This window comes from Citrobacter telavivensis (assembly GCA_009363175.1).
GTDB lineage: Bacteria > Pseudomonadota > Gammaproteobacteria > Enterobacterales > Enterobacteriaceae > Citrobacter_A > Citrobacter_A telavivensis.
In genome coordinates this window covers 130,348-144,715 of the sequence record CP045203.1, presented here as the reverse complement: position 1 = coordinate 144,715, position 14,368 = coordinate 130,348, and the positions used below count along the sequence as shown (strand labels likewise).

Genomic DNA, 14,368 nt, shown 5'->3' with positions numbered 1-14,368 from the left:
GGATTTGAAAATTGTTGTACGGTAAGCCTGTTCTTGAACCTGCTTCGTGATCTTATGCCCGTTTGATGGCCACGGACTGACGCAAAAGTGCAAGAACGTCACTGACACTCATATCCCACGCATCCGCCTGCCGTTTCAGAATAAATGCCCCTACTTCCATTCTTTGGGCATGGTTCAACATATGCGTCAGCATATCCCCACCATGAGAAAAGTTTATCCCGCAGCCGGATGCACCATTGTTGATGAGCGTAAAACCTTTGTTTTTATCGGTTCCGTGAAAGTTTGCCCTCATCTCCTTTTCCAGCCCGAACAATACCGCGCAACATTGAGTTAATTCATAGCGATTCAGCTGGATGACGCGCTTAAGCTCCCATTGGGCTTCTTTTGCGCCATCAGCAATCGGAGCCATAGTGATGTTCACCGTGGGAAACGCATCCTTACCAGGCGAAACCACATATTGAAAATCAAGAGCAGTACGTTTTGCGCCCGTTTGCCGGTCTGCATAAAGCTTCAGCTGCTTACCAAATGTCGAAGTCATAACTATCCTCCAGAACTTAATTTACCCTGGTCATTCCAGCCGACAAAAGATTGTCGGGTTGTTTTCTACAGGCCTTCCCTCTCAATCCCACCGGGTATATTTTCCCCTTCCCTCTCGTTCCCACCGGCGATAAAAACTGTGCAGATTAAAAAAGTATCTTTTTGGGATTAGGCGAACAGCAGTAATTATAAAGAGGAGTGTTATTTTCTTTATTTTTCATGGTAATACAAGTTGTATTCAATAGAGGCCTGACGCGCCCCATCAGCTTTTCAGATGTAAATGGGACTATTTATCCTTTAGCGACTACAAAATCACGGGTGGGTTTGAGAGGGAAACGTCAACTTAGTGTTTTTGACCGGTGGGAATGAGACAGCACATTCCCGGAACCGGGCAAAAAGACGTTTCAAACATCAGGAACCTGTTAGTTTGGGATTCCGATCCGTGATCTGAATGGTGGGTACGCTGGTGTCCACCAGGTAGTAAAATTTCAGGTAACCGATGCTGGCAAGCACATCGAGAGCAGTTCGCATTTTCCGGTTCTGTTCGGCAATGCGCCCATTGAGCAGTAAACGCTGTCGAAGTCTGTCAAAGGTGATCGGGGCTGGATGTTGAGGTAGCGCTTCAAAAAATGTATAGAGCGCCTGAGCCGTTTCATTCCTGGTAAGTAGCTCCAGGGGTTTCTTCCGCAACAGAGTAAGATGATCTGAACGGTACAAATCCCAGAGTCGTTCGTCGGCTTCCAGGATGATGTAATCACTTTCACCATCAAATTCCGCCTCTTTCAGCAACCCGGCTACTTTGAACTTGGTGATCCCCGGGTTCTTCTCAAACCGAATGCTTTTTGAGCGAATCTTCGTCAACGAATCGGCTATCTCATTGCGCAGTTTCGTGCTGTAGCGTTTTGATGGGTAGCCGCAGAGTTTGGCAAATTCACTAAAGGGCATTTTAATCCGGTTACCTTTCAGCGCATCAGGCGATACGCTGAAGGAATGGACGATTGCTGTCCAGCACCGGAAGTCCTGGAAATAATTCAGCATCGGGCCGGTGATCTTTATGTCCGTGTACCCTTCCTGTTTTGCAATTTCCAGACTGGATAGCGCTTCCGTCACGTTTAGCGTGACCGTTGCCTCTGTTCGGCAACTGGGAGTAAAAACGCCCAGGCGGAGCAGTGATACAGGTTGTACTGATGAATTTTTTGTCACCGTCAGCTTTCCAGTCGACGGCTGATTGAAGTCGGGAATAGCGTCCTTGAAAAGAAGAACTTCATTCGAGTTCATCGTGTGGATCCCCCAGTTTTATTGTTATTTTCCGGGTATCTTGGAATGCCCAGTCCGGGCGAATGTATCACGGTGATTTTTATTGATCATGAGAAATAGGGGTCATTTAGTCCCCATTTATCGGGTATTGGTTTTTATTTGTACTAAATCAATACGTTATTTCAGAGATGAATCGGATAAATGTCGTTGACATCAAATTTTTGATCTGCTGCCAGTGTGGACAAAAAATGAATACCGATCACCTATTTTTGAGATTTGTTACGTATGATTATGTTTTTATTTGATGTTTTCATTAGCACAGCAGATGTTGATAATTAAGTTCCTTTCCCCTTCCAATCCCACCGTTATTCCCTTTGAACACCACCAGCTACCAGGCTAACCCCACCGACAGCCCTTCAGAGCTCACTTTTTTCCCTCTCAACCCCACCGGGGCAGGTCTTCAGAGCTTACCAGCTGCGGGTTTGCGGGAGCGGGGATCTTTTTGGTTCTATTTGGTCTTAATCTGGATCGATCTGTTGATCTACCCGGTGGATATGTGGATTAGTTGAGTCACGTCCTTGTTACTCGGTTGCTTAAATTTGGCCACTACGAACTGTCTCAATACCACTCTGAACAACATCCCAGTTGATACCGATATCACCATCGTGAGTTCGGTCTATCAACGCTAAGGTCGACTCAGCTTCGCTAGCTGAAACCTGCGGCATGTTTCGGTCTATTGCTAACTCCTGAACATCAGACTTGTACCAGACACGGACTAGCACCTTTTCGTCAGGGTTCATTTTTTGCAGCTTTGCGATAATTTCTTTTGCAGTTGCGTACATGTGAGTGCCTCTTATCGTTTTGTTTACACAATCAGTAAAGCACCGAGTCAGTAGCTGACGAAGGCAAAAAAGATACTTTTCCACAGGACAGTTCCAATAAAGAGATCCCAAAGGTGCAACGGAGTACAAAAGAGATCCCTGTACGCTGCAAGCCGCATGGTTACTGGGCTCAAGGGCATTTTATGACAATGGTAATGACTTTTTTGACATTGGTAATGATTAAAATGACATTGGTAGTGACTATTTCGACGTTAGTAGTGAGTATTTGTGACAATGGTAGTGAGTTTTATTGTGTGATCTGAAGGTATAACTCTTAAAGAGTTTTGAGTATATTTCTATTATAATTCATATAGATACCATCTATCACCTGTATGATGAAACAAAATTATTAAAATCTTATCCACTGTTTTCTATACGCATTTTCCTTTCATGCCCGTACATATTTTCGACAATTTAGCTATTCGATGTTGATTTAACTCGAAGAGAGAATTTATCCCCATTTTCCACAAGGTAGTTCCAATAATTAGTACCTTACGAGTTCCCATAGATCACAAGAGATCCCCGCAGCTCGGAAGCCAGACGGCACAAGGCCTGGAAGCCAATCGGTGACAACGGTAGTGATTATTTTGACATTGGTAGTGAGTTTTTTAACGGTAGTAGTGAGTTTTTTGACAACGGTAGTGATTGCGGCGACAATGGTAGTGATTTTTTAAAGGATCTTTTTCACCGGAATTGATCCTTTGTTGATAAACTACGTATGTATTTGTTTTTATGTGAATTTCAGAGTTTTATATTTAGTCGTGGCGTTTTTTTAGCCTGGACTTATGCACAATCTGAGATCGTCGCAGAGATCCCTTAAGTGACACTGAGGGCTTTGGGCGATAGTATTCAATAATCTGTTGATTAATACAGTCGATAAACCACTATGACCAATGAGAAAGATTCTGAGCAGCAAGGCCAGATGGTTACCAGGGCTTTCTCTGTAACAGAGAGAGAGACAGGTAAAGAAATTATTTTACGTCCTAATAGCAGCAGGACGGTTCAGTCTATCGCGCTCATGCGCCTTGGGTTGTTTGTGCCATCACCAAAAAGCGTTGGCCGTCAGAGTCGTGAATACAAAACTGTTGGCTTTGATGCCACGAAAGAACTACAGACACTTTCTTTGATGGAGAGCGAGGGTTTCACCAATATCTCGATCGTGGGTCAGCGCCTCGATATGTCTGTTGACTTCAAAACGTGGATGGGAATCATCCGAACGCTAGCTAACCATCCGATTGATAACGATAAGATCAGCCTCAAATTTACTGAGTTTCTGAAGCTCTGTAACCCTGAAAATTATCGTTCCTCTACCGCATCCCGTAAGCGTATCGACGCGTCGTTACGCAGGCTGGCATCCGTGATGTTGTCCTTCACCAGCACCCACTCGTCAAAGGTGTATACGACGCACCTGGTGCAGTCTGCCTTGCTTGACCCGGACTCTGATCAGGTAGAGCTACAGATAGACCCTAAGATATTCGAGTTGTATCAGTACGACCACAAGGTTTTGATGCAGCTGAAGGCTATCAAGGAACTGGCGAAAAAAGAGAGCGCACAGGCGCTTTACACGTTCATTGAGTCACTTCCACCAAATCCAATCCCGATCTCCTTAACGAGACTTAAGAACCGATTAAATCTTAAGACCCGTGCCAACAGCCAGAACGCCACAGTACGTAAGGCATTGGAGGAGCTGGCATCCATTGGTTACCTTCAGTACACCGAAGTAAAAAAAGATGGGAAGGTTTATTTCCAGATCCACAAACGCGATCCTGATTTGAATCTGAACAATATCCAACCACCACCTGATGGTGATGGCGAGGGTGATGCTGATGAGGAGAACAATGGCACGTCGGGTAAAAATAATGGTGAGCCACTGGAAGGTGAATTGTGCCCACCAGATGAGCCCATTGATGGGGATGAAACGTTAACCATCCATGACTTAACAGCTGAAGAACTTCACTACATTCGCAGCCTTAGAAGCCAGAAAAAGAACAATCCCGCCAGCTAGCATTCCCTCCGGGCTGTCAGATGACGGCCTGGAACCCTCCCTCCCTGCACATCGTCAGAGAATCCTGTTTAGCTTAATGACAACGGTATTGAGTGACGCGGTCACTACTGTTGTCATTGCGGGGTGACCACTCATGACAATGGTAATGAGACTAGATAGCTCACTACTGTTGTCATCATCGACATCTCTCCAGACCAGCTTCTCAGGGAAGGTCTTACACCGCTCACTACCATTGTCGGAATCGCCGGTACAGACAAATCGCTGATACCCATGACACCATGACATCGGCAATGAGTCTTGGCAGCTCACTGCTGTTGTCATCATCGACAACTCTCCAGAGCAGCTTCTCGGAGAAGACCTCATACCGCTCACTACCATTGTCGGCATCGTCAGTACGGATTTATCGCTGATTCCCATGACACAATGACAACGGTAATGAGTGATTTGACTCACTACCGCTGTCATTTGCTCCCGGCGCATTTGAATGACCACTGTATTGACTAAGAATACTCACTACCGTTGTCATTCATGATTCAGACCAAGTTCTTACTGCTCCACCAGCACAATGACAACGGAAATGAGTTCTGTTGGTCATTACCGTTGTCATATGCATTCCAGGTTAATCAGGCCTTTCAGGTAGCTATGGTAAGGATTCACTCGCCGTACTGTCTGCTCGTACTTGAGGGGCGGGATGAATGACCGTGGTAGTGACCGCGTCACTCCCTGTCGTTGTCGTTGTATGAATACATGGCCTGTCGGTGACAATGGAAATGAGTCCAACCGCTGTCGTAGCTAACCTGATTGGTCAATGACAATGGATGTGATTTTTTCAAGTCTCTACCATTGTCATCGTTTCCAAGTACATTTCAGTGGGGTCGTTCCGGCGATGACGAATCAAGTGAGTGCGGGATCACAACCATTGTCGAGGCACAACTTGCCGGTTGTAGCCATACCGAACGCTGCGACAACGATAGTGATCTCGATCACTCATTACCGTTGTCACCAGGCGGATGGTGAAGCACCAGAATCACTACTGTTGTCATCTAACATTCTGCTACCCATGCAACCAATGACGATGGTAGTGAGCAACGCCGTCTACTTGCTGTATATAGGGATAGTATGATGAGCCATAACAATGGTAATGACTCACTACCATTGTCATAGTTCCTGTACTTGATTGCCGGTAACCAGACAAGGGTTAACCATTAAGTCACTACCGTTGTCATTACAGAAAGGTACTTTCCTTAATTGTCATTACCGTTGTCGACCATGCACCCTCTTACCAGTAGTAACGGTTCGTTAATTATGTGAAGGTGATCATTACCATTGTCACTGGTTACACTCCCGGCAGATTCAAAAATCGAGTGACAATGGATGTGAGTTCGATGCGCAGGACGGCATCTCAGTGCCGATGGCAATAGTTATGAGCTGACCAGACTGGTGACAACGATAATGAGCCAAGCATTGAAGCCCGTTTGCTACGACAACGGTAATGATTAGGCCTCACTACCGTTGTCAGACACGATGCTTACTTCGGCCAGGTAAGTTCATCCCACCGGGATTTTAACCAGGCAGGGTTTACAGGTTTTCTTGTCGGTAATATTGGCCGAGCTTCATACGCGATGAGATCGTCATCCTTAGCCAGGATAGTGGGGTGGAAATGGATTGTCAGGGTGCTGGGATTAATCACACACAGGCCGTTGTCGTATAACCGATGTATGTCTGCCCGAAGCCACAGGCCATTACTCCAGTGGTCAGAGCCCGCTTTATGATGCTCAATCAGATGTGCTGCTTCTCCCCTGCATTTTGTCTTCACACCGGTGACGACACACCGCTCCATGCAGTTGAAGTATACCCTGTCGCTGAATTTCTTCTGATCAGGACGGGACATCGCACCGTACCGGCGATAGCCCACCATTTAAAACGAATGATCCGGGCCTCCAGCGTTCTTTTCAGAACATGCTGGTATTTCTCGGTCGAGAGGATGCGAAGGTCTTTTCGAGCTGTGATCCCTTCCATCGACTGGAATCCGGTCAGGCCGAGTCGATGGTAGGTTTGACCACGCTGCATCATTTTGTGATACAAGGCTGACTTACCTTTGCACAGAGATACCGTGCCGAAACGCAGGTAGAACTGCGCCGCGCTCCCAGCGGTGATGCAGAGAGCACAACCCGTGCCATGAACATCGAAAAAAAAGGCGGGAGCGCTGAAGACGTTAAACAGACAAAAGAGGGCGGTGAGCTCTATCCGATCCGTCACTGGCATCAGGGGAACGTATGGGATGAAGTGGTCAACAAAAACTGGCCACCGCGTTAGAGTTTTTCCAGTATCGGTTTTCTGATTCGTTTGGCGTTAACCCACCATTATATTCGTGCGGTCTTAGTGCGCTGTAATATCCAACGATATAGTCCGTTATTGCGTGAGCTGCATCGCTGAAGCTTACATAGCCCGTCGCCGGCACCCATTCGTTCTTCAGACTCCTGAAGAAGCGCTCCATTGGGCTGTTATCCCAGCAGTTTCCACGCCGACTCATACTCTGCCTGATCCGGTATCGCCACAGTAACTGCCGGAACTGCCTGCTCGTATAATGGCTGCCTTGATCGCTGTGGAACATCACCCCGACGGGCTTACCACGGGTTTCCCATGCCATTTCCAGTGCTTTCATGGTGAGCCTGCTGTCCGGCGAGAACGACATGGCCCAGCCCACTGGCTTTCTTGCGAACAGGTCGAGAACAACGGCGAGGTACGCCCAGCGCTTACCCGTCCAGAGTAGAGTAAGAGGCAGGGCGTAGTCGGACTATTTCCCTGCCTCTCCTCCCCGAACCGGACGTGCACCTTTCAGCGCATCCGGCTCTCCATTTAAATGCTGGCGAACGCCATTGCCACTTCTGTAAAGCGCGATGTATACGTGTTTCTGGTCTCCGTCCTCAGATAGGGATTACCTTCGGGTAGCCGCCAGCGGAACAGCTTCTTGCCTTGCCCCACCAACCGGTACAGTATTTCGCCGCTGAGCTTGCCGTGATTGGTTTTACCAAATAAAACCCACGTTTTGCTCTGACCCGGTTTCGGTGATTTACACCACCACCTCATCAGGGAAGCGATACCTGTACGGTATTTGCGGGCCAGCCAGTGAGCCAGCTTCCAGAACACGACACGGTCGATATAACTGAAGACTTTGGCCTTAAAATCAACGAACTTATAGAACATGGCCCAGCCTTTCAGTTTTCGGTTGAGTTGTTCAGCCATATCGACTTTGCTTTCACTGTAGTTGCCTGATAACAGTGCTGTCAGCGATGCGGCGAAGTTTCTGGCTTTCTCCTGCGGGATCGTTGAGACCACTCGCATCTCGCCATAACGACTGCGTTTGCGAATGATCCTGTGCCCCAGAAAGATAAAGCCGTCATTAACATGGGTGATTTTAGTCTTATCCATGTTCAGCCTGAGTTTCAGACTGCCTTCGAGCACACCCCGACACTCCTCCCTGATGGCTTCCGCCTGTGCTTTGGTGCCTTTGACGATGAGGACAAAATCATCGGCATAGCGGCAGTACGCCACCGCGGGTTTCCACTGCCAGTTTTCTCTGACCGCCGTACTTCGGCCCCGTTGGATACTGTTATTCCAGTACCACCGATCTTTTCTGGCTTTCCCGCTCAGGTAGCGCTCATGCAGGTATTGATCGAACTCATTCAGCATGATGTTCGATAATAGCGGCGATATAACACCGCCCTGTGGCACACCTTCACTGGCCGCCCGAAAGAGACCGACATCGATATGTCCCGCCTTGATGGTTTTCCACAGCAGAGTCATGAAACGTGCGTCACTGATCCTGCGGCGTACAGCCTTCATCAGCAGTCGATGATGTACGGTGTCGAAGTAACTGGACAGGTCGCCTTCAATCACCCAGCGTCCCCGGGTTTCACCGCAGTCTGTGAGCTGTAATTTCACCGTGCGGATCGCGTGGTGGACACTGCGCTCAGGCCGGAAGCCATATGAGAGCGTATGAAAATCACTCTCCCATATCGGCTCCATCGCCATCAGCATGGCCCGCTGAACAATACGATCCCGCAACGCGGGGATACCCAGTGGTCGCAGTTTGCCGTTGCTTTTAGGGATGTAAACCCGTCTGGCGGGCAAGGGCTGGTAGTGGCCTGAGAGTAATTCATCCCTGAGGATTTGCAGCTCAACAGCCAGTCTGGCCTGTAGCATTGTTTTGTTCACGCCATCAACGCCGGGGGTATGCGCCCCCTTTGATGAAAGCGTGATCCGCGCCGCTTCAGCCAGCCATTCTGGTTGTGTTATCAGACGCAGCAGCCGTTGAATCCGTAGGGACGGATCGGTGGCTGCCCATGTGGCAAGCTTGCGTTGCATTTCGCTGATTATCAAAGGTCTTCACCTCGTTAGGTCAGTTAATTCACGTCGCAAACACATTCAAACTGCTTCCCTTCGCCATGTAATGGGCTTTCCCCATCGCGGACTACTACGGAAGCTCCGCCAGCCAGCGCGTCATCGGAGCCATGCCCCCTTAACATCCGTCGCTGACCTTCCCCGGTTTACCTGCCTGGACTCAGGCATACTGAGGAGGCTGCCCGTCGCACTCTTTATCCTTGCTTGCCGCAAGTTGGCAGAAGTCAGCAACGCAAGCGTGATAGACGCTGCTGCCCCGGTGTTTCGCATACATGTCAAAACACCTTCGACCGGCAGTGCTTACGTATCACTGCCAGTTCCTCCTGCACGGCCTGTCAGATCACGTAGGCCGTGGTGACGTTTTCAACCCACAGAGGCGGATTAACGGGTTCATGTTCTTCAGCCTTTCAGTACTTAACCTTGAGGATCATCTCGGCTTAGTGATCTCGCCTCAATCCCCGTTGTCAGCGGGTTACATCACCCTGCGGGCATGCCGCAGGTCACTGCCGCTCAGGTTCTCCACCGTCACACCCGGTGGGATTGTTGGGTTTCTCATCGTGAGTTACCGGTTCAATATTCCAGACAGACTCGCGGTTCATTTAAGCATCCATGCCCGCCCTGAACTCCGGGCACACTATAGGTCACATCACCGCACCACACCTGATTTGGTTCCGTTACGGCGAACTGTCGCTCAAGATGATTCGGGATAGCAACGTGCTCATGACCGCCACGCTTATACCGGTGAGTCGGCTGCTGGCAACTGACCAGCCCCAGCTCTTTCATGAGTCTGCCAGCAAGCCAGCGCCCCATTTGGTAACCTCTCTGGGTTGCCATTGTGGCGATGCTTCTTGCTCCGGCAGAGCCGTGGCTGATGCCATGCAGTTCAAGTACCTGACTGCGTAATACAGCCCGTCTGCCGTCTGGCTTTTCAGGACGGTTTTTCCAGTATTTGTAGCTGCTGCGATGAACCCCGAACACATGGCAGAGAGTGGCCACAGGATAACGCGCCCTGAGTTTCCCGATTATCGAGAACTGTTCAGGGAGTCTGACATCAAGAGCGCGGTAGCCTTTTTTAATATTTCATTTTCCATTTCAATACGTTGTAGCTTTTTCCTGAGCTCACGGATTTCAATTTGTTCCGGGGTAATGGGGGAGGCTTTTGGTGTTTTGCCCTGCCGTTCATCACGTAATTGTTTCACCCATCGCGTCATTGTGGAAAGGCCGACATCCATAGCGCTGGCTGCATCTGCCACGGTGTAGTTCTGGTCAACGACCAGTTGAGCGGATTCGCGTTTAAACTCTGCGCTGAAATTTCTTTTTTTCATTATGACACCTGTGTTGTTCTGAGGTGAGCATATCACCTCTGTTCAGGTGGCCAAATTCAGTAAACCACTTCAGGAATTCCTGCTATCGTCCGGGGATGAGGCTCGTTTTGCGTTACCCAGTTACCTGCCTAACAATAATGAAACTGCTGAGCTCTACAAAGAGGCTACGGGCGAATGTGTCTGGACGGGTTCTGAAAAAGCAAAAAGCGCCTGTGGTTCACGATTTGGCTGTTACCTTTGCCAGGCTGTAGGGCTCGACCGCTCTATGGAAAACCTGCTGAATGCCGACCCGGAGAAATATGGCTATATGGCTATCCTGAACCGGCTTCAGCGTTTCATTGCCAAACGCCGTTATGCCTGGGAAGACCGCCATCCAGTGGGCCGCACGGTATACGAAGGTGGGTATATTAAGATCCAGCCAGATGTATACTCGCCGAAATTCCTGGAACGTCTGTTACACATCTGCTGTAGCGCCGACTACGTAGAGCAGCAACGCGCCGATGACGTTGCCGAGAAACTCGCTTACGGCTTGCTGGAAGACAATGCGCATAACCGTCGCATGTCCCGGCCTCAGTTCCGCATCGTCAGCGAAGAAGCCGTTGTGCATGTCGATTTCATGTGGGCTTTCCATCATTTCAATGACAAGCCTTTTAGGGCACTGGAGATCTACCACCGCGTCTGGGCCCACGGCGAGCTGGATCTGTTGACTGATGAACCGACGATGCCTGTAGTCCCTCAGTCCCCAATCCCTAAAGCAGTCTGGCTGAAGGTGGGGAAATTTGGCGATGACTCACTATTTGATGGGCTGGCTGATCCTGTTGCGGAAATGACCTATTTCGACGGCGGAGATGACGAACGCGCCGCACGTGTCATCAAGACAAGAGACGGCCACCGTCGTGTTGTCAGTTTCAGCGAAGATAACGAAGTTACCGTAGATGAAGAGTCTGCAAGCTTTGTGTTATGGGTGGAATACCCACGCCTTAAATCTGCTATTGAGAGCGGGGCGTACACGGGAACCCAGCAGCAGACAAACGCGCTGACGAACGGCTTTAGGCAGTCCTCGCATGTACTCGGCACGGGCCCGACGTGCAGGATCGACCTTCAAGTCGATCGAGCACTGTCTGGCGGAACTATTTGAAAATGTTGGCAATCCTCGCCCTGAAAGGATGCGGCCAGTCCACCCAGATGTCAGTCCAGGCTTACCAATTACAATGCTCAGCGGTAACTGGTGCTTTTCAACGAATGCCTCAAGTTCGGCGAGTTTTGTGTCTGCCAGCCAGCGGACGGCTGGATTCTCGATGCCCGTGTCGGTGTGGATCACATAGTGATGCTGGCTGATGTTTGTGCCATTGCGGGTAGCCCTTACCAGCGCCATCAGGAAGAGGTGCAGAACGCACTCAGAGTCCTTTCCTGATGAATACGCCAGGCTCATAGTCCAGCCGTCAGTAAGCGCTTTATAAATGGCGTTTGTGCCGGTGGTGATAAGATTGGCCATGCTCGTGCCAGTGCTGGCATCGACATAATTCAGGTCTTCGTCATTAGCCAGTGTTTGCCAAACCGTATCCCATTTATCCCCGGTAAGGATTGGGGCAAGGGTCGGTTCTGATGTGCCAAAGTCGATTACCTGTTGCATGGTTCACCTGTTTATTTATTCGTTTTGTATATTTATTTAAACACGGGCGTACCAGCTGACGAATAAGGCCAGCGGTATTATTTAATGATTTATTTAGTAATCGGGGATGGAAATAATTGATCAAGACAACTCATTGGTTTGCCAATGGCATTTGTGAGCTTTAGAATTTCTCCCGGCGTAACTGCCTTAAGCATTTCAGAGCGCCCTTCACGGATATATTCATCTACAGACATATTCCGCCATCCTGCTTTTGGTCGATTACTGCAACCTTGCCAGTTTGAATCAGCATTATCCCGACGAAGAACATATACATCGATAGAGCGAGTTAACCCTGCACCGAACGCAGCCTGAGCAGTAATTTTCACTTCAGATCCATCCTTGCGTTTAATGACCTGCGATATACGCGTGATTAACTCTTCAGGTGCGGATGCGTTGTTCTGAGTTTCATTTGTCATAAAACACCTCGTGAATATTGTCCGGTTTGTTTACTTATTAAATCACGAGGCATTCGGGTGACGAAGTGATGTTCAGAAAGATACTTTTCTTTGCTGGAGCAGGCTTAACCGTTGGTTGTCTGGATGCTACCATTCATAAGAAATGACGGTTAGCGTATCACTCACCTGTTCTTTGGTGATCTTTGGTTTTACCGGTTCGGGTAAAATTGTAATCGAAATTTGAATAGTTGCCGTTGCCTGTTGCTTTTTATCACCACTATTTCCCTCATCCTGTGCCAGTGCATTCCATGAAACAACGAATAATAAAGCTGAGAGTATCGTTTTCATTTTACACCTATATAAAAGATTGCTGTCCGTAGAACCATTATCTATCGGGCCAATCAGCTGGCGAAATTAAACAGTCGAAAACCTTTAATTAAATATCAGGATAAGGTCAGTAGCTTTTATGGTCAGTCGTCATCATGATACTCAGGGCCACCATAATTATCAAATCGAGACCATTGACCATTAAATGTGAGACGTACTGTCCCTATAGGCCCGTTGCGCTGTTTACCTATGATAATTTCGGCTATACCTTTCATATCGCTATTTTCGTGATAGACCTCATCACGGTAAATAAACATGATCAGGTCAGCATCCTGCTCAATGGAGCCTGACTCTCGCAAATCTGAGTTTACCGGACGTTTATCGGCACGTTGTTCAAGCGAGCGGTTTAGTTGCGATAAAGCGATTACCGGTACATTCAGCTCTTTTGCCAGTGCTTTCAGAGATCGGGAGATTTCAGCAATTTCCAGAGTTCTGTTGTCAGATAACGACGGTACACGCATCAACTGAAGGTAGTCGATCATAATGAGGCTAAGCCCACCGTGTTCGCGGGACAATCGACGCGCCCGGGAGCGAACGTCCATAGGTGTTAGGCCAGAGCTGTCATCAATGTAAATGTTCTTTTTTTCCAGCAGCAGTCCCATTGTGCCGGATAACCGGGCCCAGTCCTCGTCATCGAGCTGTCCGGTTCGGATGCTGGTCTGGTTGACGCGTGATAGCGATGCCAGTGAGCGCATCATGAGCTGTTCCGTAGGCATTTCCAGGCTGAAAATCATGACGGGCTTATCGTTTGTCAGCGATACATTCTCGCAGATGTTCATTGCAAACGTAGTTTTCCCCATTGAGGGTCTGGCAGCGATAATAATCAAATCCGAGGGCTGTAGACCGGCTGTCTTCTTGTTCACGTCCACGTAGCCGGTATCAACTCCAGTGACCCCGTCATGGGGACGCTGGAACAAGGCTTCAATCTTGGTAACGGTTCTGTCCAGAATGCTGCTGATATTTTCCGGCCCACCGCTTTTATTTCCCCTTTGCTCTGCAATCTGGAAAATCCGGCTTTCTGCAAGATCAAGCAATTCGTCACTTGTCCTACCTTCCGGGTTGTAACCGGCCTCGGTTATTTCGTTGGCAACTTTTATCATTTCCCTGATTACGGCACGTTCCCTGACGATCTGCGCGTAGGCAATTATATTTGCCGCACTGGGCGTATTTTTTGACAGTTCTGCCAGATAGGCGAAACCGCCGAGACTATCCAGCTTACCTTCTCCCTCGTTTTCGATGTGCTCAGCGAGGGTTATCAAATCAATCGGGAATTGATTCGCAACGAGCGATCTCATTGCAGAGAAAATTGAGCGATGCGGTCGAGAACTAAAATCCTGCTCACTAACGATTTCTGCCACATCATCCCATCTCTGGTTTTCAAGCATTAACCCGCCCAGCACGGACTGTTCCGCTTCTATCGATTGCGGAGGGGTTTTTAAGCTGTATTCAGCTGTTTGCTTTGTCTCACCTGTTTCGGTAAACGAGATGTCCGCCATAGTCATAAG

8 protein-coding genes and 7 pseudogenes are annotated in these 14,368 nt (G+C 48.7%); 3 read left to right on the top strand and 12 right to left on the bottom strand.

The genetic code is table 11. The annotated features are described in order from the left end of the window. Window positions 1-52: 52 nt before the first annotated feature. The 3 genes from GBC03_00855 to GBC03_00845 form a co-directional block, all read right to left on the bottom strand. Window positions 53-538, bottom strand: a complete 486-nt coding sequence (locus GBC03_00855; GenBank protein ID QFS68845.1) for a hypothetical protein — start codon at window positions 536-538, stop codon at window positions 53-55. Between the two features lie 410 nt (window positions 539-948). Further along, window positions 949-1,815: a repA protein gene (locus tag GBC03_00850; protein QFS68844.1), complete on the bottom strand. Its 867-nt coding sequence runs from the start codon at window positions 1,813-1,815 to the stop codon at window positions 949-951. A 572-nt stretch (window positions 1,816-2,387) separates the two neighbouring features. After that, complete coding sequence (locus GBC03_00845) at window positions 2,388-2,636, bottom strand: hypothetical protein (GenBank protein QFS68843.1); 249 nt, start codon at window positions 2,634-2,636, stop codon at window positions 2,388-2,390. A 961-nt stretch (window positions 2,637-3,597) separates the two neighbouring features. On the opposite strand from GBC03_00845, the gene GBC03_00840 reads away from it, so the two are divergent. Beyond that, entirely contained in the window at window positions 3,598-4,680 is a 1,083-nt protein-coding gene (locus GBC03_00840; protein QFS68957.1) for a RepB family plasmid replication initiator protein, read from the top strand. A 1,528-nt stretch (window positions 4,681-6,208) separates the two neighbouring features. Here the strand turns inward: GBC03_00840 and GBC03_00835 are convergent. The 4 genes and pseudogenes from GBC03_00835 to ltrA form a co-directional block, all read right to left on the bottom strand. Further along, window positions 6,209-6,592, bottom strand: a pseudogene (locus GBC03_00835) (HNH endonuclease). Further along, window positions 6,571-6,834: pseudogene (locus GBC03_00830) on the bottom strand (phosphoadenosine phosphosulfate reductase). The pseudogenes GBC03_00835 and GBC03_00830 overlap by 22 nt, the downstream one beginning before the upstream one ends. A 136-nt stretch (window positions 6,835-6,970) precedes the next feature. Further along, window positions 6,971-7,459 (bottom strand): annotated as a pseudogene (locus GBC03_00825) (IS3 family transposase). 80 nt (window positions 7,460-7,539) lie between these two features. Then, the gene (gene ltrA, locus GBC03_00820; protein ID QFS68956.1) at window positions 7,540-9,048 is read right to left on the bottom strand and encodes a group II intron reverse transcriptase/maturase; all 1,509 of its coding nucleotides are present in this window, start codon (window positions 9,046-9,048) and stop codon (window positions 7,540-7,542) included. Between the two features lie 308 nt (window positions 9,049-9,356). Between ltrA and GBC03_00815 the strand changes: the two are divergent. Further along, window positions 9,357-9,725 (top strand): annotated as a pseudogene (locus GBC03_00815) (hypothetical protein). Here GBC03_00815 and GBC03_00810 read toward each other — a convergent pair. Next, window positions 9,721-10,409, bottom strand: a pseudogene (locus GBC03_00810) (IS3 family transposase). The pseudogenes GBC03_00815 and GBC03_00810 sit on opposite strands and share 5 nt — an antisense overlap. Before the next feature lie 73 nt (window positions 10,410-10,482). Here GBC03_00810 and GBC03_00805 point away from each other — a divergent pair. Beyond that, a pseudogene (locus GBC03_00805) lies at window positions 10,483-11,421 on the top strand (phosphoadenosine phosphosulfate reductase). On the opposite strand, the pseudogene GBC03_00800 reads toward GBC03_00805, so the two are convergent. From GBC03_00800 to dnaB, 4 genes and pseudogenes are all read right to left on the bottom strand, one after another. After that, a pseudogene (locus tag GBC03_00800) lies at window positions 11,419-12,042 on the bottom strand (phosphoadenosine phosphosulfate reductase). The pseudogenes GBC03_00805 and GBC03_00800 overlap by 3 nt on opposite strands. An 89-nt stretch (window positions 12,043-12,131) precedes the next feature. Further along, on the bottom strand, window positions 12,132-12,497 hold the full coding sequence (locus GBC03_00795; GenBank protein ID QFS68842.1) for a hypothetical protein: 366 nt from the start codon (window positions 12,495-12,497) through the stop codon (window positions 12,132-12,134). Between the two features lie 126 nt (window positions 12,498-12,623). Further along, the gene (locus GBC03_00790) at window positions 12,624-12,824 is read right to left on the bottom strand and encodes a hypothetical protein (protein QFS68841.1); all 201 of its coding nucleotides are present in this window, start codon (window positions 12,822-12,824) and stop codon (window positions 12,624-12,626) included. A gap of 122 nt (window positions 12,825-12,946) precedes the next feature. Then, the gene (dnaB, locus tag GBC03_00785) at window positions 12,947-14,365 is read right to left on the bottom strand and encodes a replicative DNA helicase (GenBank protein QFS68955.1); all 1,419 of its coding nucleotides are present in this window, start codon (window positions 14,363-14,365) and stop codon (window positions 12,947-12,949) included. Window positions 14,366-14,368 lie beyond the last annotated feature (3 nt).

Bases quoted from the DNA above. Each gene is read 5' to 3' on its own strand.
- ltrA (QFS68956.1), bottom strand. From the start codon at position 9,048: ATGCAACGCAAGCTTGCCACATGGGCAGCCACCGATCCGTCCCTACGG.
- dnaB (QFS68955.1), bottom strand. From the start codon at position 14,365: ATGACTATGGCGGACATCTCGTTTACCGAAACAGGTGAGACAAAGCAA.
- GBC03_00850 (QFS68844.1), bottom strand. From the start codon at position 1,815: ATGAACTCGAATGAAGTTCTTCTTTTCAAGGACGCTATTCCCGACTTC.
- GBC03_00795 (QFS68842.1), bottom strand. From the start codon at position 12,497: ATGACAAATGAAACTCAGAACAACGCATCCGCACCTGAAGAGTTAATC.
- GBC03_00845 (QFS68843.1), bottom strand. From the start codon at position 2,636: ATGTACGCAACTGCAAAAGAAATTATCGCAAAGCTGCAAAAAATGAAC.
- GBC03_00790 (QFS68841.1), bottom strand. From the start codon at position 12,824: ATGAAAACGATACTCTCAGCTTTATTATTCGTTGTTTCATGGAATGCA.
- GBC03_00840 (QFS68957.1), top strand. From the start codon at position 3,598: ATGGTTACCAGGGCTTTCTCTGTAACAGAGAGAGAGACAGGTAAAGAA.
- GBC03_00855 (QFS68845.1), bottom strand. From the start codon at position 538: ATGACTTCGACATTTGGTAAGCAGCTGAAGCTTTATGCAGACCGGCAA.